Source organism: Peribacillus sp. NPDC097198, assembly GCF_044762055.1.
GTDB lineage: Bacteria > Bacillota > Bacilli > Bacillales > DSM-1321 > Peribacillus.
The window spans coordinates 222,245-243,971 of the sequence record NZ_JBIWDO010000006.1 but is presented as its reverse complement, the minus strand read 5'-3'; the positions used below and the strand labels follow the sequence as shown (position 1 = coordinate 243,971).

The following is a 21,727-nucleotide window of genomic DNA, read 5'->3' as shown; positions in this document are numbered from 1 at the left end:
ATAAATGGTAAAAGGCAGAAACGTTGATTTAACAACATTTCTGCCTCTTTATTTTTGTGAAATTCCCTGGAATAAGGACTTATTAGACAGCCTCTTATATTTATTTAGTAAATCTTTATTTTTGTTGTATACACTTTTGAATAAAAGATACAAAGGTATCAATATGGCAATATAAACTAGCAAGTACATAGTTGGTACGATGTTAATTTGTTGGTTGATGGTTAAATTAGCTGCATACATTCCAAAAGCTAAGGCAAACAAAACCAAGTAAGCTTTTGATGTGAATTGTAAGGTTTTGACCCTAGATTCATTCATATTCTTAGAATAAAAACGATGAAAAATAATTTGGGCTACTATAAAAAAGAATAACCAGGGTATGATTTGGGCTAATTCTATGTATCCTTTCAAAATAGGTGCGGTTAAAGCGCCAAGTGGCCCTATACATAAGACCATAATTAAATCGAACCCGAAATCTCTTTTGCTTTCGTACTTATTTTGGTTGAGGTATTCTTCTTGTTCTGCAAGCTCGGTAAATGGATGTGGGTCTTCTTTGAAATTTGCGATTGTTTCTTTAATGGCTGTGGTTTCGTCTTTTCCATTTGCGATTTTATTTTCCACCTCGGAATACATATGATCTTTCATTTCATACATTATTTTTTTTCTTTTGTGTGAAGGAACTTCAATGAATTTTTTTCGATATCATTTAAGAATAAATCGATAATAGAATAGTTATTCGTCATCAGTAATGGTCTCCTTCTCTTTGAAGTAAAAAAAATTATATATAATGACCAAGACCTAAGGTTAATGCTGGGCCTTTTCCAACGCCAGTTTCATTCCAAAGCCGATTAGCACAATGCCTGTGATGCCTTCAAAAACCTTTTGAGTCCGCGGTCTTTTCATGAAAGCACTGATCTGGTTAAGCAAGTAGATATAGAAGATGAACCAGAGCGCAGTCAGTCCGGTGTAAGTGGCACCCATCAATAGAAATGGCAGGAATGTATCCTGTCCAGGATTCACGAATTGTGGGAGAAATGTTAGAAAGAACACGGCCACTTTCGGATTGAGCAAATTGGTCAGGAACCCTTGTTTAAAACAAGACTTGCTTCCGTATTTATCTTCATCCTTCCTTTCATCGGTTACTGCCACTTCCTTATTCCTCAATCCCCATAATGTCTTGATGCCTAGATAAATCAAGTACACGGCCCCGACATATTTAAAGATGGAAAATAATAAAGCTGATTTGACGATGATTGCTGAAAGTCCTAAGACAGCGGCGGATGTATGAATGAGCAAGGCACAACACGTACCAAGCATCGTTTGGAGGCCACCCGTTTTTCCAATCGAAAAGGTGTTCTTAGTCGCAATCGCCGTATCAGGACCGGGCAATAGGATGAGAAGAATGCACATCATGATAAATAAATAATAGTTTTCCATGTGAGAAACCGCCCATCTTCATTTGATTATTCTGATAATTCATCATTTAATGTACCATAGATCATTCTGGAAGAGGATAGGTAAATGAAATATTACATCGTACCCTGTATTTGTTTGCTATACTGTAAGCAAACTGATTGAAGAAGATAATCCGACGTTCCAAAGGAGAACTTAATCCATGCAAACTTTAGAACATGTATCCAACCATATCGTTTACCTGACGCGAGTGGAGGTAACCGACCGGCCAATTTTGGTCGCTGTTTCAGGAGCGAAGAAAACGCTCATCATTGATGCGGGGAATTCTGTTTCACATGCGCAACTTTTTCAAGCTGAATTGGCGAAGATCGATTGGAGTGGGGACATGCTTGTTCTTACTCATTCTCATTGGGATCATATATTCGGATTGGGACATGTGGACATTCCCGTGATTTGCCAGGAACGAACGTACCGAAACGTGAAAGAGATGCAGTCTCTTTCTTGGGACGATCACGCATTAGATCAACGGGTCGAGGAAGGAATCGAGATTCCATTTTGTGCCGATGCCATTAAATTGGAGTTCGGTTCGAAGCGGGATATTTCGATGAAGCTTCCTGATATTGTTTTTGAAAAGTCACTAACGATTGATCTTGGCGATATCACATGCATCGTTGAACACGTAGGTGGAGACCACGCCGCTGATTCTTGCATCGTGTATGTCCCAGAGGAAAAGACCTTAATGCTGGGAGATTGCCTGTATGCCAATCTTTATGCGGATAAATGGAATTATACCGCTGAAGAAGCCTTGAGGCTCGTTGAGAAGATTGAATCCTATGATGCCGATACGTATATCCTTTCCCATCATGATCAGCCTTGCACGAAGCAGGAAATGGAGCAGGAGTTCAAGTTATTCAAAGATTGTGCCAGCCTTGTCGGCAAACATCAGGGGGATCAAGCAGCAATGGAGCGGGAACTGGCGACGAAGCTTAACCGTGATCTAACCGAAAGTGAAAGGGAAACAGTGGGCTTCTTTGTAAATGGCTATGCCAGTTGATATGAAAGACACAAAAAAGTCGAATTCCTGTAACAGGAGTCGACTTTTTTTGTGTCTTATTCTGCTTTCACCAGAATCTCTTTCTTCCCATAAATCCGGTAAAGAATCAAGGCGAACACCATTCCGACGAATGAGATGGAAGAAATCGAAAGATAAAGGACTTTTCCTCCAAAAGCACCGTAGATGGCGCCCCCTACATATGAGGCGAGAATTCCCGATACCCCAAAGAACAGCAAGGCCAATATCGTCTGACCAGTGGCACGCCATTCGGCTGGGACGATCCGGTACAAATACTGTATGGCCGCCGAGTAGAAAATCGGGAAGGTTAACAGTTGCAGGATCTGCAAGTAAGCTAACAGGTGCGGGTCGGTTAACCAGGCCGAGACGAAATACCGAATGAAGAAAAATGCGGCAGCGAATGAGATGATGATGATTTCCTTCCCTTTGCGAAGCCACCAGAAGCTTAAGGCAAACACGACAATTTCACTTCCAGCTGCCAAGAACCAAGTGAGTCCAACGAGAGTGGTACTTCCACCAAGTTCCCGAATGTACACACCAAGGAACGTATCGTTCATCCTGGCCGGAACGGCACATATAAAGACCAGTAAAAGGAATAGCAGCGTTTCTTTATTACTGAAAAAGTGCTTGAGCGTTTTCATCGTGACGGGCTTCCCAGAGACGGGTGCATCGGGCATCATCCAGATGATGACAAAACCGATAATGGCAATGCCAGAAAAGAGCCAAGCTAGACTAGTAGCACCGAAATGGGACATGACATAGCCGGTAATCAATGAGATTACGGCATATCCTAAAGCACCGTATGTACGGATGGAGCCATAACTGATTCCATTCGATTCTGCAATCGTGAAATTGAGGCTTTCCGTAAGCGGGTCAATCGGCATCAGGAAAAAGTATAGCAACATGGCAAATAGAATCAGGTGGAGATAGCTTCCCGTATCGTACAAGAAATACCCGAGTATGCTTGAGCAGAGAATCAGCAACAACAGGACTTTGCGAATGGTCTTTGTTTTGTCGCTGATCATTCCCCATAAAGGTTGAGTGATCAAAGTCACAAACCCGCCCGTACCGATGATGAAACCGATTTGACCTGGCGATAGACCTTGATCATCCAGATAGACCGGAAGAAAGGGAATGAAAATGGCAAGTAAACCAAAGTATAAAAAGTTAAAGCTTCTTAGTAGTCGTAATGTTTTCATAAAATGTAATAGTACCCCACATATTCTATAGATTGATGTCCACTCAACTTTTTTATTGTAACATTCCTATAATTAATTGAAATCATAGATTTATTTATTCCTATATGAATAGTTGAATGTTGTAAGTATTTTTTACCATTTTATACTTTGTATGGGGACTCATGATATAATTAACGACAGAAAATGAGGCAGGGAGTTGGGGGTTTGGACCAAGATACAAAAGTTGTTCAAGAGTTACAGGAACTTAAACAAAAGGTTGCATCTCTTGAAAACTTATTAATTACTGGAAGAAAAGAGAATGCAGGCCCCGGCCGTACTTTTATGGATGCTGTTTTATCGTTATTATTCGGATTATTTGTTGTAGGACCGGTTGTCGTGGTAGTTATCGGGGTTTTAATGATAGTCATGTCATGGTTAGGGAAAGGGTTTTAAGTACCTTTTTTTAGCTTGTCACGTCATAAATTTTTCTTGTATAGGGTTTTGTCCTCCAAGAATAAAGATTTTGACATAATCATAGCTTATAAATACGATAGATGAATACATGATTCATATGAAAAGATATGGGGTAAATCCTATAATATAAATTCAATAAAAAAACGGAGTAAGCTATGAAAAAAAACATGAAAATCCTTTACCCATTAAGTTATTTATTATTGTTTATCCTTACTAGTTTCATATACTCCATCATCAATCAATTGCCGAGTGATGCGGTCGATGTCACGACGAAAATAGATGAGGGGATTCCCTTTATCAAGGAATTCATCATTCCTTACTTACTTTGGTATCCGTTTATGTATGGATTATTGATTTATTATTGCTTTGTTGACCGAAAGCAATATTTCGTGGCGATAAGCAGTTTGATATCCGGTAAATTGATTTGTTTTGTCGTATATGTTTTCTGGCAAACGACTGTACCGCGGCCGGACGTGGTCGGGGACGATATCTTTGCAAACCTGGTCCGTTTCATTTATATGCATGACCAGCCTGTCAACTGTCTACCTAGTATTCATGTAATGACGACGTTTATCATGATGATCATCGTATATAACAGAAAAGAGGACTTCAAGCGGGAATACGCATGTGTGACGGTCATGGGTACCCTTATTATCCTCTCCACATTATTCACGAAACAGCATGCCATCCTGGATGCATTGGCAGGAATTCTTGTCGCCTGTGCGGTATATGCTGCTGCCCAGTTTATGTTCAATGGTGGAATGAGCGTTCAGGTTAACCACATCAGAACAGCTCGAATGAAAAAGAGAATGAAAAATAGTGACCTATAAAAAAATAGTAAGGACTGTCTTCATAGTGGGCAGTCCTTTTTGCGATCGTTGCAAGTCTTCGATGGGCAATCATCCTAAATGAAGTTGTTTCTTTGCGCCGCGTCTATATAGTTCCTTGCAGAGGTCTTTGTATTGGAAAATAGATAAATTCCCGCTCACGTATTCTTTTTGAATGTAATCTAATAATTCATCAGCATGAAAAGGCTTTTGGCGTGTTTCTTGAATATAGTGCAAAATTAAAACTTCTATTGTCAGTTCGCTCACCTAACATTTCTATTGGATTTTTTATCTTTAACAATATAACATGGAAAATATAGTAAGATTAGTTTTTAGAAAATTTAAACTACCGACATTTTCATACAATTAAAGACAGAAAGAGTGGCGGGGATTTAAATGGATGAAAAAGGCCTGGTTATTCAACCAAGCCTTTTTAGTACTTCCTTCGTGTATATTGTAGTGTTTTTTAGTTATTGCTCTTCTTAATGGGAGAATCGCCTTTTTCCCATGTCGTAGGGCCTTCATCGCTCGGGACGAATTTATTCCAATATGCCCCTGACGTCTTATCAAAGATGATCATATTATTTTCATTTACAGGGACTAATTCATATCGATCTTCATGACTTGCACCCTTTGAATCTTCTTTAGATGAGGCCATCAGAAATAAACCTAGGATTGTAAAACCCATGATGATGGCCACCCCGATGATTAATGAGGAACTATTTTTCATACTCACCCTCCATATGTATCCATTATCTAACATTTATTATATAGTCTTTCCACCTTTTAGAGTGGATTTTCTTTTGAATAACTTCATGAAAAACTTCATGAAAAACAAAACCCCCATCTCAGTAACGAGATGGGGGAGAAGTAATTACATTTCAGTGTCTAGTTTAACAGATGTTTCGTTGTATTGTTCTTTATCCAGGTCATGCGTGATTTTACTAGTCAGCACACCTGACGTCATGCTTCCGCTAACGTTCAAGGCGGTTCTACCCATGTCGATTAATGGTTCAACCGAAATTAATAGTCCTGCCAAGGCTACCGGTAAGTCCATTGCGGAAAGGACGAGGATGGCTGCGAATGTTGCACCGCCACCGACACCTGCCACTCCAAAGGAACTGATGGCCACAATAAGGATCAAAGTGGCGATAAAGGATGGAGAAAGCGGATCGATTCCCACTGTCGGTGCAATCATGACGGCAAGCATGGCTGGATAAATACCAGCACACCCATTTTGTCCGATGGATAACCCGAATGATCCGGCAAAGTTGGCAATCCCTTCAGAGACACCTAGTTGCTTTTGCGTTTGAATGTTCATAGGTAGTGCACCTGCACTCGATCTAGCTGTGAAAGCGAATGACAAGACAGGGAATGCTTTTCTTAAATAAGTGATTGGATTCAATCCTGCAATCATCAGCAATAGCAGATGAATCAAGAACATCACGATAAGGGCTACATAAGAAGCTCCCACGAATTTTCCTAATTTAAGGATGGCATCGAGGTCACTCGTTGCGACCGTAGTTGTCATGATCGCCAAGATTCCATAAGGAGTCAAGCGTAAAATTAACGTCACCACTCGCATAATGATGCTATGCAGGGCATCGACGATTTTAGAGAAAAACTCTGCGTGTTCAGGCTGTTTTCTTTTAACCCCTAGATAGGCGATTCCAAGAAATGCAGCAAAGATGACCACTGAAATCGTAGAAGTCGAGCGAGCACCCGTTAAATCAAGAAACGGATTCGCTGGAATTAACTCGATGATTTGTTGTGGCATCGACATTTTATCTTCGATGGTACCTGTTTTTTCCGTTATTTCAGCACCACGGCTCGTTTCAGCATCACCTTGTTCAATTTGAACGGCTTCCAAATCGAATACTGTGGCCGATGTAATACCGATGGCTGCTGCAATAGCAGTCGTTCCAAGCAAGATCCCGATGATTAAGACACTGATTTTACCGATATTGCTTGTAAGCTTCAATCTCGTGAATGCCGACAAAATCGAAATGAATACAAGCGGCATAACAATCATCTGTAGGAATTTCACGTAACCCGAACCTACGATGCTAAACCAATCGGTCGATTTCACGATTGCAACCGAACCAGGTTCATAGAAGTACTGCAAAAGCAGACCGAATATGATCCCTAACCCTAGTGCCGTAAACACTCTTTTTGTAAAGGAAATATGTTTTTTGTTCATATAAAATAGAAGGCCCAACAGGACAATCATTATGGCGATATTCAGAAAAACATAACCAATCATTTTAAATCCTCCCCAATTCCTATTAATCTACTCTGAATAATAAATACTAGAGTATGATACATCATTTATTACTATTTTACCAGCGATAAATAGTATGATTTAAAGATATTTTTTTTGAAGGGTAGAAATGGAGGGGGCTGGAGGTGAAATTCTTTTTTAGGAGGTCAGCACTTCAAAGGGGCAATCATCCCGAATGTAAAAAAATACTCCTCGGTTAAAAGGAGTATTCAGGAATCTAGTTCCCTAATTTTTCAATTTGGTTGGTCAGGCTTGTGATATTATCAATCGTCTTCATGATTTCCGAATCTTCAAGGACCGCAGGATTCAATGTCCCATCTTCCATATTTTTTAGATATAAATCGATTCCGTCTTGAAGCTGTTGGTTGGAACTGACGATTTTATCGTGAATGCCATCAGCGATTTGGGGCGGTTCGGTTTCATTGAATTCTTCGATTTCCGTTTTCATCGTTTGCAGTTCATTCTCAAGTGTCTTCATTGCCTCCTTGTCGGTGACAGCATCCTTAGAGAGGGCGGGCACTTCATTGGCAAACTCTTTTACGGTACCGACATAGCTTGTTGCGGTATCGGCGTAGTCTAATGATGAATTGACTTCCCCTAGAAGCGAGCAGCCGGTTAATAAAATAAGTGATGTACATAGCATAAGTATTTTTTTCATGGTTTTCCTCCTGTATGGTTTATTAAATGGGCAAGAACCTTTTCTTATAGATGGCCGCAATGGAATTGAGAATAAAGGTAGGGATTTTCTTGGGAAAGTAGGGCCTCCTATAGAAAAGGTGGAATACGCGTTTTAAATCATGCCATTGCTTGCAGGATTTTGTCTGTCGGAACCGCGCAAGATCGATAATCTTCACTTTCTTATCGGACGTTATCAAGATGTTCCGTAAATGGATATCGGATGGATTCAAGCCTACCTTTCTGGCCAAGTTCAGGGCATGATCGATTTCCTTCACCTTTTCTTCCGTTACCGGGATGCCCATCGTCAAATGTTCAAAAAGCGTGTGACCCTCGATGTAATCAATCACGAGGTAACGCTCCCCTGCATCGAATAGGGTCGGGTAGTACTCGATATGCTGAACGGCCCGGTAAATATCCGCTTCTATTTTAGCCGTGTGGGCATGAGCCGGGAAAAATACTTTCAAGGCTAGGCCGGTATCTTGGATTCTAAATACATATGCGCTTCGCCCTTTACCGATAAGCGACAATGAATCATCGGCCTCGATCAATGTATGGTTTTTATCGTTCGCGATTTTCACACTTTGAGCCAACCTATAATATTGTGACAACTCCTTCACACCTCTCCAAAAGATTGATGATACAAAAAAAGACGGTATAACCGATTATCTTGGTTATACCGTCTTAGATACGAAAAAGACCTCACCAAAAAATCGGCAAGGTCTTGCAAACAACTGTAAATTAGTTGCCAATAAAGCCGAGGATGGACATCCTGTACTGACGACTTTACTGTATAGCTACTCCCCTTAACAGAAGAATTCATTTATTTAGTTACATTACAGTAAGTATAGAGGATATCATGCTCATGGGTCAAATTAAAGAATCTGAAAAGAGTCAGTCCCAAATAGGAGATAACAGATTCTTGTCGAATAGAATAGATGTTGGTAATCATGTTGTTTGTAGATAAATATGAAGGGAAACCTATTTTGATTCCAAATCTAAAGAAAAAACATTCCCTCCACCCGTAAGGATAGGCAAACGAATGAAAAAGGGGTTCCATTATGAGATATAACTATGATATGAAGCGGATAGGATGGATGATCTTTGCCTTTGGGGTATTTGTTTTCGTGCTATTCAAAACCGTTGAGAACGTCGAAGAACATATAGAGCTGAAGAATAAGGATGAAAGCGACCCGATGGATGCGATGGTTTATGAAAAAACGGCTCAACAGGATCTCTTGTATGGAGAGACCTATTATTATGTTCTCATTGCTCCGGGTCTCACGGGACAGGTTGTAAGGGAATTGGATGTCGGCCAGAGAGCGTTTGTGGAGAAAGAGGAATTTGAAAAGCTGGAAATAGGGGATTCGGTTAGCGGATACAGGATTGATGAAACCTTTCATAATAAGGATGATCTTAAAGACAAGGATTGGTCTTTTTATATCGGCTTGGCTTTCGCCAGTATCTATATCATTGGATACATCTTATATTGGTTAAGTAAAATCAAGTGGGTCACGGCCTTTTTTGATCGAATGGAGCGGGGGAAACACTCTGATCGTTTTCTTGGCATTTTCTTATATGGCTTGTTATACGGTGGCCTCATTTTGGGATTATCGTTTTGTTACTATAATATGGGACTAATGGTCATGAACGCATATGAGAAATATTCGGACGCAAATCGAATCGAGACTATGGCTATGGTGACTGATCATTCTCTCGAACGGAATTCATCCCGTTATGGAGATGACGGGTATTATTTGGCACTACGCTTTGAGAATCATGTAAACCAGACGGTATACCTGACGAAAAAAGTTACAAGGGATACCTATTATACGTACCAAGATCAACCGGTTCCGATTTCATATAATGAAGAGAATCCCTACAAAGTCTATCTGCAGGAAATGAGCTTGGAAGATTACTATCAAGTTTTCATTTCCAATATGATGTTATTGTACTATTTAGTATGTTTTGTAACGGTGTTATTGGTCTATGCATTCATATGCTGGAGACGCTATAAAAGGACAGGTTCCTACTATCGTGTCAAGAAGGGAGATCCCCCACTTTCTAAGTGAGGGGATTTTTGGCCTGGTACTTTTTCAAGCGGTATTGGAGGCTTTGCCGGCTTATATTCAAGGCTTTGGCTGCTTGGGAGATATTCTGGTTATGTTCTTTTAACACCTTTTCTAAATAGAACTTTTCTGTATGCGCCATATAATCATCAAGAGGGAGGGTCCCTTGATGAGAGGGAGGGGAAGGCGCTTTGGTTTCCATCTCTTCTTCTTCCCTATTCGCTTTCTTTTTGAAGAGAGTGGGAAGGTGCGAGATTTTTATGTGCTTATCGCCAGGTTCTAGCAAATTCATGGCCCCTTCGATGATATGTTCAAGTTCTCTTACGTTGCCATGCCATTCATAATCATAGAAAAGTTCGTAGGCTTCTTCGCTGATTCCTTCGATGTCCAATTCGAAAAGCGCATTGAATTTGTCAATAAACGATTGGGCGAGCAATGGAATATCCTCTTTCCGTTCCCGTAGCGGGGGTATGAATAAAGACACAACGCTTAAACGGTAATAAAGATCTTTACGTAAATGGCCGTTTGATATGGCATCAATCGGATCTTCATTGATGGTTGCGATGACGCGGACGTCGATATTCTTATCTTTCGTATCACCTACGCGACGAATCTTCCTTTCTTGAAGGGCCCGCAATAATTTTGCCTGCAAATTGGGGTTCAGGGAATTGATCTCATCAAGAAGGATCGTGCCGCCTTCTGCTTGTTCGAACAATCCCGGTCTTTCGACGGAGCCGGTGAAGGCACCTTTCTTCGTTCCGAAAAGGATTCCTTCTATTAAACTATCGGGAAGTGCTGCACAGTTCTGGCTGATGAATGGGTGTTTGGAGCGACTGCTTCCATTATGGATGCTTTGTGCAAAAAGTTCCTTTCCCGTTCCAGTTTCCCCAACGATGAGGATGGTGGAATAGGTTCTTGTCGAACGCTTGCTCTTTTCGATGACCTCCAAGAAATTCGCACTGACACCTAGGATGCTGTCAAAGGTATATTTGGTGTCGCCCTTATTTAATATATTATCCTTGATGATTCGTTCCAGGTTGGTAATATCCTTGGCTACTTCGATGGCCCCGATGATATTTTGCCTGGTGTCGAATATCGGATAGGTATTATTGATGGTCGAGATTTCCTGCCCCAGGCTATTGAAGTAAGTCTGTTTCGAGTTTTCGGTTGCATGGCCGGAGTGAAGGGCCCTGACCAGTGTGCTTTCCGTTTCTTCTTTGAACTTAAAGATGTCGTGAATCTTCTCTCCTAATACATCTTTTGAATCCATTCCCTCAATCTCCGCCATCTTTTTGTTATAGATGACCGTCAAGCCGTTCCTATCTATAATATGTATGCCTATATCAATCACATCCACAAGTGAATGGAGAATCGTTTGAAAACCTTCTATTCTCATAATCTGGTTTAAATCCATGAGGCACCTCCAGGTTTTTCCTTTTGTTGAAGCTAATTGTAAAGTAAATCCAATATTGGTGCAATTATTATTTGCACTGCAAGAATGCATGGCGGAAAGGTGCCAAATATTTTTGCGGATTTTATGAAAAAAATGGGTGAAACCCCTTTCCTGAAATATATTTTTTCTTTGAGTTAGGGTGTTTTTGATAGAGGCCTTTATTTTTGGCATGGAACTTGCTAGTTGATAGATAGGGGGACCTGAACTGATTTTTCAACAATGAAATATGCTACATCTTCATCTACAACGTAAATCATAGCGGAAACGTTTAAATCATAGGGGGAATTTATATGAAAACTGTGACGGAAAAGGTTATTGAACAAACTGAACAATATGGGGCAAACAATTATCATCCACTTCCCATCGTCATATCAAAGGCAGAAGGAGTATGGGTAGAAGATCCAGAAGGAAACAAGTATATGGATATGCTTAGTGCCTATTCAGCCGTGAACCAAGGTCATCGGCACCCAAAAATCATTCAAGCGCTAAAAGACCAAGCGGATCGTGTAACGTTAACGTCCCGAGCGTTTCATAGTGATCAATTGGGTCCGTGGTACGAAAAGGTGGCCCGTCTTACCCAAAAAGACATGGCCCTTCCGATGAACACGGGGGCTGAAGCAGTTGAAACGGCCATCAAGGCTGTTAGACGCTGGGGCTATGATGTAAAAGGAATCGCTGAAGACCAAGCGGAAATCATCGCTTGTATCGGCAACTTCCATGGCCGGACGATGACAGCCGTTTCTTTATCTTCCGATGATGAATATAGAAGGGGGTTCGGGCCGATGTTGCCAGGAATCAAGTTGGTTCCCTATGGTGACCTTGAGGCATTGAAAGCAGCCATCACACCGCAAACGGCTGGATTCCTGATTGAACCGATCCAAGGGGAAGCGGGCATCATCATTCCACCAGCCGGTTTCCTGAAAGCGGCATTTGAACTGTGTAAAGAAAATAGTGTATTGTTCGTTTCGGATGAAATTCAGTCGGGCCTTGGCCGGTCAGGTAAAACATTCGCCTCCGATTGGGATCATGTTGTTCCTGATATGTACATTTTAGGCAAGGCACTTGGTGGTGGGGTTTTCCCAATCTCTTGCGTGGCGGCCAACCGTGACATCCTAGGCGTCTTCAATCCTGGTTCACATGGTTCTACATTTGGGGGCAATCCATTGGCTTGCGCGGTTTCCATCGCTTCCTTAGAGATTCTTGAAGAAGAGAAACTTGCGGAACGCTCGTTGGAATTAGGCGAATACTTTAAAGAAAGCTTGAAGGAAATCAATAATCCGAAGATTAAAGATATACGTGGAAAAGGCTTATTTATCGGAGTGGAATTAACAGTGGAGGCAAGGCCTTATTGTGAAAAATTAAAAGAGGAAAACTTACTGTGCAAGGAAACGCATGATACCGTGATCCGCTTTGCTCCGCCACTTGTGATTACGAAGGAAGAACTAGATTGGGCTATTGCCCGTATTAAAAAAGTTTTAGCTTAATGTCGCTTACTGATTCTGAGTCATGAAAAAAGGGTATTCCAAAAAAAAGCGTAGGCTTATCCATTTTGGAATGCTCTTTTTCGTCTGCAAGGATAAAGGAAATCCAAAATCAAGGCGGTACAAATGAAATGTGTTCATATAGGGGGAGGAGAAAGAATGAATCATGACATCATTTATGTGAACGGAAAAATATTCACAGCCAATCCAACACAACCTTATGCAAGTGCTATGGTCATTCGTGATGGGCGCATACACTGGATTGGGGAAGAAGAAACCAAAGGGATGACTGGAGAGCGCATGAACCTTCAAGGACGCCGGGTGTTGCCGGGGCTCATCGATGCACACTTGCATCCATTGTATCTAGCCGGGTCTTCCAAGCAAATTTCCTGTATGCCGCCTGTTGTCGAATCACTGGAAGATTTAATTGACGAAGTTCGTAAGGCAAGCGAATCACAAGATTCCGGGGGTTGGATAGAAGGATGGGGATATGATGAGGGGAAATTAAAAGAGCGTCGTTCGCCTTCACGCTGGGATTTAGATCAAGCCACGACGAAGGTTCCCGTTATCATTACGCGCACATGCACTCACATGGTTGTGGTCAACAGTAAGGCACTGGAACTCGCCGGCATCACCAAAGATACACCAGACCCAGTGGGTGGAAAGATTGATAGAGATCCGTACGGTGAACCGACGGGCGTTTTACGTGAAAACGCAAAAGGTTTAGTCCAACAAGTAATGCCCGTACAAACTGTTGAGGAAGAAATAGAAGGACTTGTGGAATTAAGCCCAAAATTGCTATCGCACGGAATTACGGCCATTACGGATTTGATGGCAAAGCCTAAACCTGCGGATTATTTAGACATGTATCGTGCTGCTACGGAAAAGGGCATGAAGCAGCGTGCAGTCCTGTATTACATATGGGAAACCATGAAGGACGATCCGATTTTAGCCAAGAACAAAACGAATAGAGACCAGGACAATCATATTGGAGGAATCAAGTTATTCGCCGATGGAAGCGTTTCTGGCCAAACGGCCTGGGTCAATCCGCCATTTTTAGGGGAAGGCGAGAACTATGGCATCCCGATGACCACTAAGGAGGAGTTGCTACTTGCCGGTCAAGCAGCCGAGGAGAATCGTATCCAATTGGTCATACATGCCATGGGTGAGCAGGCGATCGATTTAATCATTGATACCTTTCATGGCAAGAAGGGCTGGATGGAAGATGGCCCTTCCATCAGGATAGAGCATGCGGCCATGCCTTCTAGGAAGGCCCTTCAACAAGCGAGTGAAATGGGAATCGCATTCGTCCCACAACCGATCTTTCTCTACGCTGAAATTGAATCGTACCTTACTAACCTTGGGGCGGAGCGTACGAAGCAAACGTATCCAATTCGTTCCATGTTAGATGCGGGTATCATGGTGGCCTTCTCATCTGATGCACCTGCAACGGCGTGGGCAGATCCGGTCAACCCATTTGTCGGGATGATGGCAGCCGTCACACGTAAGGCCTATGATGGAACGGATACAGGGCAGGAACAACGCATAGACATTGAAACGGCCATCATGCTTTATACAAAAGCGGCACAGGAAGTCACGCGCATCCCGGATGTTGGCCAGCTTGCACCGGGCTTTCATGCCGACTTTATTGTCCTGGATAGGGACATTTTGACCATCAAACCGGAAGAAATAGGGGAAGTGCAGGTTGAAGAAGCGTATATGGCCGGTAAGAGGGTCTTTCAAAAGAAATAGCAGGGTGATGTTCAAAAGCAAGAGAAGGCGCTTGTACAGTGCTCTATATCTGGGGCTTCCTCTCTGGAAGCCCCTTGTTATTAGGCGAGAGGTATCCTAAAATTCTATATAGAATGGATGGGTGCTTTCATCCAAACAGCATTCAATTCTCTGACTGAAATTCCTGAAAGTCACCATTTCCAAAGCTTGCTCAATGGGATAATACCCCACTTCCAAACTCTCTGGTGACGTTGTTACTGTTCCTCCAACTGGTTTAGCTAAAAACAGTGTATTACAGATGGACTCTTCAACGTTTTGAAAGATCCCACAAAATTTCAAAACCTCTATATCCATACCTGTTTCCTCTTTCGTTTCTCTTATGGCGGCTTCTTTCAAGGACTCGCCTTCTTCAACTTGTCCCCCAGGCATTTCCCAACCTCGCATGGGCCCCTTGATTAATAGAATTTCTCCTTGCTCATTGATTACAATCGTTGCTGCTGAGACGATGTGTTTTGGTGGTGAGAAGATTTTCTGCGTGCCATGTTCCAATCGACTTCCCCATTTCTATTGTTTAGTAGTCTAGCTGTTGCCCGTTCCTCGGACTTCCTGCCTGGTGCTTCCTCCATAATACCACCACATGTAAAAAAATTCCTTTTGAAGCGTAGGACTCAAAAAGAAGGCTTCGAATAAATGAAACGATATACCTATATATACTCTTGGGGATTAAATCTCATCTCAGAACAATTATGGTAGAATAAAATAATAACCCAAATAAAGTAACCTCAGTATGTTTTATGAATTTTATTGGGACATCTTACATATTCATGTAACAGTACTAAGTATTAAGAAGGAGTGTCATTCAACTATGAAAATATCAGAATTAAAAAGAGAAGCAAGGCTTTCATTGAAAGGGAACTGGGGAACGGCATTAGCACTTTCGTTAATCATGTTCTTGGTTAGCATTGTCATACCCACCACATTAGAAATCATGTTAAGTGGAGGGTGGGCAGAATGGTCAAACCAGGAAGTGACGCCGATATGGGCGTCTGCAATGGATATGCTTATATCGATTTTAATAATACCGTTCTCGATAGGTATTTACTGGTTTTATCTTGACCTGGTAAGAATGGAAAGTACATCGTTCGAGAAAACATTTTCGATTTATAAGGATGGGAAAATGTTTTCAAAAGTGATCATTGTATCCATTGTGCAAGGAATATTCGTCTTTTTGTGGTCTTTATTACTACTCATACCCGGGATTATCAAAGCTTTGGCGTATTCCCAAGTGTTTTTCTTATTAAAAGATCATCCGCACTTAACGACGCTTGAAGCGATTACGGAGAGCCGGAGAAGGATGAACGGCCTTAAATGGAAGTACTTCCTCATGTGCTTAAGCTTTATAGGGTGGGGAATTCTTTGTTTATTCACGATAGGAATCGGATTCCTCTGGTTGGTTCCTTACGTTGGGACAACGATGGCTGCTTTTTATAACGAATGGATAGCCTCTCAGGATGAAAATGAAAATGAAATAGTGGAATGAATTTTTAGCCGGTAGCATAATTGCTGCCGGTTTTTTTGTCTTCTTATAAATTATAGAATGGTGGGTAAAAAGTGGGGGTAGGGAAGGTTCATGGTGACTCTTGGGTATTTATCTTATAATGGTGTAGTTGCCTATTAAAGGTAAAATTAGAAATTACATAAATGGAACATGACAATTCTGGTAGAAACTTTGAAAAGATAGGGGTCGATATCATGACTGAAGTTATTGCCGTAAAAGAAATCCCGCAGTTTAAGACACGTACAGAGGAATTCAGCCCGTACGATTGGTGCAAAAAAATGCTAGAACATGATTCTGTGATCTATCACGAGGGAACAGATACGTGGAATGCTTTTACATATGACCATGTTAAACTTGTACTCAGCGATTACAAGCACTTTTCGAGCGTACGTAAACGGACAACGATTTCAGTTGGTGCAGATAGTAAAGAAGGGGCCATCCCTGACAAGATTAACTTGATTGGAGTGGATCCACCCTCACACCGAAAACATCGTTCGCTTTTAGCGGCTGCCTTCACACCCAGGAGTCTACAAAACTGGGAGCCTCGCATTCAAGAAATCGTGAATGAACTGATCGAGGACATAGGTGACTCTGAAATGGATATTGTCCAATCATTGACAAGCCCCCTTCCTATCATTATTATGTCTGACTTGTTGGGGGTGCCTTCGAAAGATCGATTGCTCTTCAAGAAATGGGTCGATATCTTATTCCTTCCTTATGAAAAGGAAAAAGAGGAAGAAGTTAATAAAAAGAAGCAAATAGCCGCAAAGGAATACTATGAATATATCTATCCAATCGTTTTGGAAAAGCGTTTGAATCCAGCAGATGATATCATTTCCGATTTATTGAAGGCGGAAGTGGATGGGGAAACGTTCACAGATGATGAAGTGGTACGGACGACGATGCTGATATTGGGAGCAGGAGTGGAAACGACCAGCCACTTGCTGACCAACTCGTTTTATTCGCTTTTGTATGATGACCCTACCGTTTATGAAGAACTGCACCAAAACCCGGAATTGGTACCACAAGCGGTCGAAGAAATGCTGCGGTACCGGTTCAATTTAGTCAAATTGGATCGCACGGTCAAAGAAGATAACAATCTTTTGGGTGTGGAACTTAAGAAAGGTGACGTCGTGATCGTTTGGATGAGTGCGGCGAACTTGGATGAAGCCATGTTTGAAGATCCTTTCAAGGTAAACATCCACCGACCTAATAATAAGAAACATTTAACGTTTGGGAATGGCGTACATTTCTGTTTAGGGGCACCGCTCGCCCGACTTGAAGCCAAAATTGCCCTCACCACATTCGTGAAGAAATACGCCCGCATCGAACCAGTCGAATCTTTCAATTTAGAAGACAGGCTGACCGATGCCGCGACGGGACAAGCCTTGATGTCGTTACCGATGAAGGGGTATAAAGCCTAAGATAAACAGGGGGCTGTCCCAAAAGGGGTAATTATACCGAAATTGTATAAATGGTAAAAGGCAGAAACGTTGCTTTAACAACATTTCTGCCTCTTTATTTTTGTGAAATTCCCTGGAATAAGGACTTATTAGACAGCCCCTTTTTCGTATTCTGGCTTTTTCCATGTTTTATGGAACGGAATGACGTTTCAATCGTATACGTAATTAAATCACTTCTATAGGAGGCGGATAGGATGAAAATCAAGACGTTTTATGGCTGGACGGAAAAAGGGATGGATAAAAAAGTGAATGAATTCTTAGCGGCGGTCCCATCCATTAATGTTGTGGATATTAAGTTTGGTAGTCCGGTATTTTTTTTTAGTGCGATGGTCATATACAAGGAAGAGTTTCCATCACCTTAACAAATGGAAGAGAGGAGGCCCACTTTTATGGAGAAAGAAGTTGTCATCGTAAAAAAAGAAAGAAAAAAGAAGTATTATAAAATAGGGATGGTCCTTCTGATGCTATCTCTGCTCACTTGGCTCATTCCGGTTGTGGCGCCATTTACGCCTTTTTCGACAAACATAAAGGCGATGATCATTGGTGGAGCCATCATCATCGCCGAAATCATGTTTTGGGTAGGAGCCATTTTGGTTGGAAAAGAAGTGGCAGCGAGATATAAAAGTTACCTCCATCCAAAGAATTGGAGAAAGAAACGGGAAGGTGAGAATCATCGAAACTGAAATGTTGAAAATATTCAATGAAGACCGAACCCATATCGGTGAAGCAACGAGGGAAGAAGTGCATAGGCTCGGACATTGGCATGAGGTGTTCCATTGCTGGTTCGTCAGTCGGGAAGATGAAGTGGATTATCTCTATCTCCAACATCGCTGTTCTATGAAAAAGGATTATCCGGATTTGTTGGACATCACGGCTGCGGGTCATTTACTGGCTCACGAAACGGTGGAAGATGGTGTAAGAGAAATTAAAGAAGAGTTAGGCATCGCGTTATCTTTTGATGAGTTGGTTTCAGTAGGGGTGATGGAAGACTGTGCGACGATGGAGAATTTCATCGATAAAGAACTGGTCCATCTATTTATATATAAGAGCACGAATCCGCTGAGTGATTTCACCTTGCAAAAGGAAGAAGTGTCGGGAATCGTGAAGGTTAAACTGGAGGATTTCGAAAAGCTATGGTTCGGTCCTATAGAAGAGATACATATTCAGGGATTCGAAATGAATGATCTGGGTCAGCACGTTACCGTCGATCAATATGTAGGCAGGGATCGATTCGTTCCGCACGAAACTTCCTATTACGAAGGCTTGATCCAGTCGATTAAACGTGAATTAAAATAAGAAAAAAGTCAGGGATTTGATGGTTTTTGTCGAAAAATCGATATATGGAGGTTTTTCGACGAAACAAATCCCCTTTGGGAAGATATCTTTCCATTTTAAGAAGATAAACTCGCTCCTTTGATAGAAAAAAAGAGCTTATATAAGTCCTCCGGGGTAGTCAGTCCCCGTTTTGCGTCTCTAATTGCAGTAAGAATTCCTTCATTTCCAATCCGCCCCGGTATCCGGTGATTGCCCCATTTTTTCCGATGACCCGATGACATGGAACGGTGATCAGCACGGGGTTGGCCCCGATGGCCGTTCCGACCGCACGAACAGCGGTGGGTCTTTGAATCATCCTCGCAATTTCGGAGTAAGAAGTGGTTTTCCCGTATGGAATCTGGTTCAATGCTTCCCAAATGGCTACTTGAAAAGCGGTTCCCCTCACATCCACAGGTAATGAAAAAGTCCGTCGTATTCCCTCGAAATACTCATATAGTTCAGTAAGATAAGGATGTAACGCTTCTTCACTCTCCAAAAGAATCGACTGAGGAAACCGTTTTTGTATCCACTTTTCCAAATCCTCATAAGACTGACCAGGTGAACCGACATAACAGAGGCCTTTCTTCGTTTTCGCTATGTATAGATGCCATTTGTCGTATGCTAAAACCGCCCAATTAATGGTTTCTTTCATATTCCTCCTCCTTTTTTAGAGATTTCTTCTCTTTTTAGTATACAAGAAAGTGTACTGTAACCAACAGTTCAATGAAAATTTACATCCACTTAAAAAACAAATGGTAGTATAGAGACACGAAGAAACTTTGATATTCAGGGGGAAGACACATTGGGTCATAGTAAACAAAACAAATGGAAGGACATTAAAATAGCGGAAGTTCTTCAACTCGCCTTGAATACGGCCTTGATCTTATTGGCTTTATCTTTATGCGTGTTACTTGCTAAGGAAATCTTCTATTTCATAAAGATGGCGCTTTATGATCCGGAAATACGGATAGAATTCGAACTCTTGGAACGCATTTTGATGTTCTTTTTGTATTTTGAATTCATCGCGATGATCGTGAAATATTTCAAAGAGGATTATCATTTTCCTATACGATATTTTCTCTATATTGGCATAACGGCCATGATCCGGCTCATCATTGTCTACCATGAAAATCCGGTACATACCCTTCTTTATACGTTATCGATTTTAGTGTTGATTATCGGCTACTATATCATGAGCTCCGCGACGGCACGGAAGGGAAAACTTTAACGACAAATCTTATAGAAGAAAGCACTGTGGGTCATACCAGGGTGCTTTTTTCTATAATTCCCAATCAATCTAGAAACCTGCTTGACAATTATAAGTTACTAAAATATAATTACTTACATAAAGTAAGTGAATAAAAAGACTGTTCATGTGGCTGCTCCTTTAGAATGGGTTGCGGGGCAAGAGGTGATACTAGGCTTGAGGTCCGGTAACCAGATACAAAATCAATCTAGCATACGAGCGCAGCCCTTTCACATGGGGTCAATATATATGGAAAGATAAAGAAGGGGTGTAAGGGTATGAGTAAATTTCATAGAAAACCAGTAACGTTTGTTGGGGAAGTGAGTATCAATGTCCTGAATTTGGCGGATGCCATTGCATTTTATGAAGAAATAATCGGTTTTCGAGTATTGGAAAAGACGAATCGTAAAGCCGTGTTAACGACGGACGGAAAAACGCCTCTATTAACACTGGAGCAGCCGGAAGATGTTATTCCAAAGGAAGGACGGACATCAGGGTTGTATCATTTTGCCCTTTTGCTGCCGACACGTGCGGACTTATCGGTCTTTTTACGGCATTTGCTTACCACCCAATATCGTTTCGGAGCGGCGGACCATGCTGTGAGCGAAGCACTATACATTACGGATCCGGATGGAAATGGGATTGAAGTGTATTATGACCGTCCATCGTCCGAATGGGAATGGGCGAATGGGGAAGTTAAAATGGTGACAGACCCGTTAGACGGTAATAGTATTCTGGCAGAAAGTGATGCCGCATGGAGTGGTTTGCCCGCCGGAACATTGATGGGGCATATTCATCTGCATGTAGCCAATCTAAAAGACACGGAGAAATTTTATACATCGGGACTTGGATTCAAGGTCGTGACCCGTTACGAAGGGGCACTCTTTACATCAACCGGGGATTATCACCATCATATCGGGTTAAATGTATGGAATGGTGTGGGTGTACCTACTCCTAAGAAAAACAGTGTAGGGCTGAACTGGTTTACTCTTGTTTATGCAGACGGAGAGGCGCGAAATAAAGTGATCGGACAGCTGAAACAAATAGGAGTAGAGGCCATACAAAATGATGAAGGGTATGTCATTACTGATCCATCGGGAAATGAAATCCATTTAGTGATCAATTAGGCCCTCTAGAAGGATACGCTCCATTCTTTAGAAAAGGAATTCTACCAATGAAAAGAAAAAAATCACCTTACCTTGAAATCTCAAGATAAGGTGATTTTTCTTTTCATTTGGACTTATTTATCTCCTTTTTGGATAACCATTTGCTTTGAGCGGATTTCTTCCTGAGAATACAAACCTAGTAAGTCCGATTAAGGAGTTTTTGAGAAATTGAATTTATTTGCATCATCGGGATAGACAATGGGATAATTCTTCATACGACTCGGTTTTGGCAGTGACAGGTAAGATCGTTCGCTCAAAAAAAGAGAACTATGGTACGATTGAAGAATATGGATACATTCACCACGCACAAAAGTGTAGAGGACCTCAGG

At 41.6% G+C, this 21,727-nt stretch carries 24 protein-coding genes; 13 read left to right on the top strand and 11 right to left on the bottom strand.

Features of this window, described 5'->3' with window-relative positions; genetic code table 11:
• Window positions 1–48: 48 nt before the first annotated feature.
• Window positions 49–651, bottom strand: coding sequence for a hypothetical protein (locus ACIQXQ_RS13095; RefSeq protein WP_402957945.1), 603 nt, complete (start codon window positions 649–651; stop codon window positions 49–51).
• 150 nt (window positions 652–801) lie between these two features.
• A complete protein-coding gene (locus ACIQXQ_RS13090; RefSeq protein ID WP_402957943.1) occupies window positions 802–1,434 on the bottom strand; it encodes a LysE family translocator in 633 nt (210 codons plus the stop codon).
• Window positions 1,435–1,612: 178 nt separating this feature from the next.
• Between ACIQXQ_RS13090 and ACIQXQ_RS13085 the strand changes: the two genes are divergently transcribed.
• Complete coding sequence (locus ACIQXQ_RS13085; protein ID WP_402957941.1) at window positions 1,613–2,464, top strand: MBL fold metallo-hydrolase; 852 nt, start codon at window positions 1,613–1,615, stop codon at window positions 2,462–2,464.
• Window positions 2,465–2,520: 56 nt separating this feature from the next.
• Here the strand turns inward: ACIQXQ_RS13085 and ACIQXQ_RS13080 are convergent, their stop codons facing one another.
• The gene (locus ACIQXQ_RS13080) at window positions 2,521–3,681 is read right to left on the bottom strand and encodes an MFS transporter (RefSeq protein WP_402957939.1); all 1,161 of its coding nucleotides are present in this window, start codon (window positions 3,679–3,681) and stop codon (window positions 2,521–2,523) included.
• Between the two features lie 204 nt (window positions 3,682–3,885).
• On the opposite strand from ACIQXQ_RS13080, the gene ACIQXQ_RS13075 reads away from it, so the two are divergent.
• Window positions 3,886–4,113 (top strand): hypothetical protein, encoded by a 228-nt coding sequence (locus tag ACIQXQ_RS13075; RefSeq protein ID WP_402957937.1) that lies wholly within the window; start codon window positions 3,886–3,888, stop codon window positions 4,111–4,113.
• Window positions 4,114–4,289: 176 nt separating this feature from the next.
• Window positions 4,290–4,964 (top strand): phosphatase PAP2 family protein, encoded by a 675-nt coding sequence (locus tag ACIQXQ_RS13070; protein WP_402873783.1) that lies wholly within the window; start codon window positions 4,290–4,292, stop codon window positions 4,962–4,964.
• Window positions 4,965–5,033: 69 nt separating this feature from the next.
• Here ACIQXQ_RS13070 and yppF read toward each other — a convergent pair whose 3' ends face one another.
• From yppF to ACIQXQ_RS13045, 5 genes are all read right to left on the bottom strand, one after another.
• Entirely contained in the window at window positions 5,034–5,228 is a 195-nt protein-coding gene (gene yppF, locus ACIQXQ_RS13065; RefSeq protein ID WP_402873786.1) for a YppF family protein, read from the bottom strand.
• A gap of 199 nt (window positions 5,229–5,427) precedes the next feature.
• Window positions 5,428–5,691, bottom strand: a complete 264-nt coding sequence (locus ACIQXQ_RS13060) for a hypothetical protein (RefSeq protein WP_402873788.1) — start codon at window positions 5,689–5,691, stop codon at window positions 5,428–5,430.
• A gap of 144 nt (window positions 5,692–5,835) precedes the next feature.
• Window positions 5,836–7,224: an L-cystine transporter gene (locus ACIQXQ_RS13055; RefSeq protein ID WP_402957935.1), complete on the bottom strand. Its 1,389-nt coding sequence runs from the start codon at window positions 7,222–7,224 to the stop codon at window positions 5,836–5,838.
• A 235-nt stretch (window positions 7,225–7,459) separates the two neighbouring features.
• Window positions 7,460–7,900, bottom strand: coding sequence for a DUF6376 family protein (locus ACIQXQ_RS13050; protein WP_402873793.1), 441 nt, complete (start codon window positions 7,898–7,900; stop codon window positions 7,460–7,462).
• Between the two features lie 22 nt (window positions 7,901–7,922).
• Window positions 7,923–8,537, bottom strand: coding sequence for a protein kinase domain-containing protein (locus ACIQXQ_RS13045; RefSeq protein WP_402957933.1), 615 nt, complete (start codon window positions 8,535–8,537; stop codon window positions 7,923–7,925).
• A gap of 441 nt (window positions 8,538–8,978) precedes the next feature.
• Between ACIQXQ_RS13045 and ACIQXQ_RS13040 the strand changes: the two genes are divergently transcribed.
• On the top strand, window positions 8,979–9,989 hold the full coding sequence (locus tag ACIQXQ_RS13040; protein ID WP_402957931.1) for a hypothetical protein: 1,011 nt from the start codon (window positions 8,979–8,981) through the stop codon (window positions 9,987–9,989).
• Here ACIQXQ_RS13040 and ACIQXQ_RS13035 read toward each other — a convergent pair.
• Entirely contained in the window at window positions 9,982–11,400 is a 1,419-nt protein-coding gene (locus ACIQXQ_RS13035; protein ID WP_402957929.1) for a sigma-54 interaction domain-containing protein, read from the bottom strand. The two genes, ACIQXQ_RS13040 and ACIQXQ_RS13035, sit on opposite strands and share 8 nt — an antisense overlap.
• 329 nt (window positions 11,401–11,729) lie before the next feature.
• Between ACIQXQ_RS13035 and ACIQXQ_RS13030 the strand changes: the two genes are divergently transcribed.
• Entirely contained in the window at window positions 11,730–12,923 is a 1,194-nt protein-coding gene (locus tag ACIQXQ_RS13030; protein ID WP_402957927.1) for an ornithine--oxo-acid transaminase, read from the top strand.
• 156 nt (window positions 12,924–13,079) lie between these two features.
• Complete coding sequence (locus ACIQXQ_RS13025; protein ID WP_402957925.1) at window positions 13,080–14,672, top strand: amidohydrolase; 1,593 nt, start codon at window positions 13,080–13,082, stop codon at window positions 14,670–14,672.
• 96 nt (window positions 14,673–14,768) lie between these two features.
• On the opposite strand, the gene ACIQXQ_RS13020 is transcribed toward ACIQXQ_RS13025, so the two are convergent.
• A complete protein-coding gene (locus tag ACIQXQ_RS13020) occupies window positions 14,769–15,200 on the bottom strand; it encodes an NUDIX hydrolase (protein WP_402873808.1) in 432 nt (143 codons plus the stop codon).
• Window positions 15,201–15,516: 316 nt separating this feature from the next.
• Here ACIQXQ_RS13020 and ACIQXQ_RS13015 point away from each other — a divergent pair, with 316 nt between their 5' ends.
• The 5 genes from ACIQXQ_RS13015 to ACIQXQ_RS12995 all read left to right on the top strand — a co-directional run bounded on the left by ACIQXQ_RS13015 (window position 15,517) and on the right by ACIQXQ_RS12995 (window position 18,968).
• Complete coding sequence (locus ACIQXQ_RS13015) at window positions 15,517–16,191, top strand: DUF975 family protein (RefSeq protein ID WP_402957923.1); 675 nt, start codon at window positions 15,517–15,519, stop codon at window positions 16,189–16,191.
• 209 nt (window positions 16,192–16,400) lie between these two features.
• Window positions 16,401–17,633: a cytochrome P450 gene (locus tag ACIQXQ_RS13010; protein ID WP_402958071.1), complete on the top strand. Its 1,233-nt coding sequence runs from the start codon at window positions 16,401–16,403 to the stop codon at window positions 17,631–17,633.
• A 233-nt stretch (window positions 17,634–17,866) separates the two neighbouring features.
• A complete protein-coding gene (locus tag ACIQXQ_RS13005) occupies window positions 17,867–18,034 on the top strand; it encodes a sporulation protein Cse60 (protein WP_402957920.1) in 168 nt (55 codons plus the stop codon).
• 27 nt (window positions 18,035–18,061) lie between these two features.
• Window positions 18,062–18,355 carry a transporter suffix domain-containing protein gene (locus ACIQXQ_RS13000; RefSeq protein ID WP_402957917.1) on the top strand — a complete coding sequence of 98 codons (294 nt, stop codon included), beginning with the start codon at window positions 18,062–18,064 and terminating at the stop codon, window positions 18,353–18,355.
• The gene (locus tag ACIQXQ_RS12995) at window positions 18,267–18,968 is read left to right on the top strand and encodes an NUDIX hydrolase (protein WP_402957915.1); all 702 of its coding nucleotides are present in this window, start codon (window positions 18,267–18,269) and stop codon (window positions 18,966–18,968) included. Before ACIQXQ_RS13000 ends, ACIQXQ_RS12995 begins: the two co-directional genes overlap by 89 nt.
• Before the next feature lie 157 nt (window positions 18,969–19,125).
• Here the strand turns inward: ACIQXQ_RS12995 and ACIQXQ_RS12990 are convergent, their stop codons facing one another.
• Window positions 19,126–19,638: a methylated-DNA--[protein]-cysteine S-methyltransferase gene (locus ACIQXQ_RS12990; RefSeq protein WP_402957913.1), complete on the bottom strand. Its 513-nt coding sequence runs from the start codon at window positions 19,636–19,638 to the stop codon at window positions 19,126–19,128.
• 150 nt (window positions 19,639–19,788) lie between these two features.
• Here ACIQXQ_RS12990 and psiE point away from each other — a divergent pair, with 150 nt between their 5' ends.
• Together psiE and ACIQXQ_RS12980 are read left to right on the top strand one after the other, a co-directional pair.
• Window positions 19,789–20,214 carry a phosphate-starvation-inducible protein PsiE gene (psiE, locus tag ACIQXQ_RS12985; protein ID WP_402957911.1) on the top strand — a complete coding sequence of 142 codons (426 nt, stop codon included), beginning with the start codon at window positions 19,789–19,791 and terminating at the stop codon, window positions 20,212–20,214.
• Between the two features lie 296 nt (window positions 20,215–20,510).
• Window positions 20,511–21,359 carry a VOC family protein gene (locus ACIQXQ_RS12980; protein WP_402957909.1) on the top strand — a complete coding sequence of 283 codons (849 nt, stop codon included), beginning with the start codon at window positions 20,511–20,513 and terminating at the stop codon, window positions 21,357–21,359.
• Window positions 21,360–21,727 lie beyond the last annotated feature (368 nt).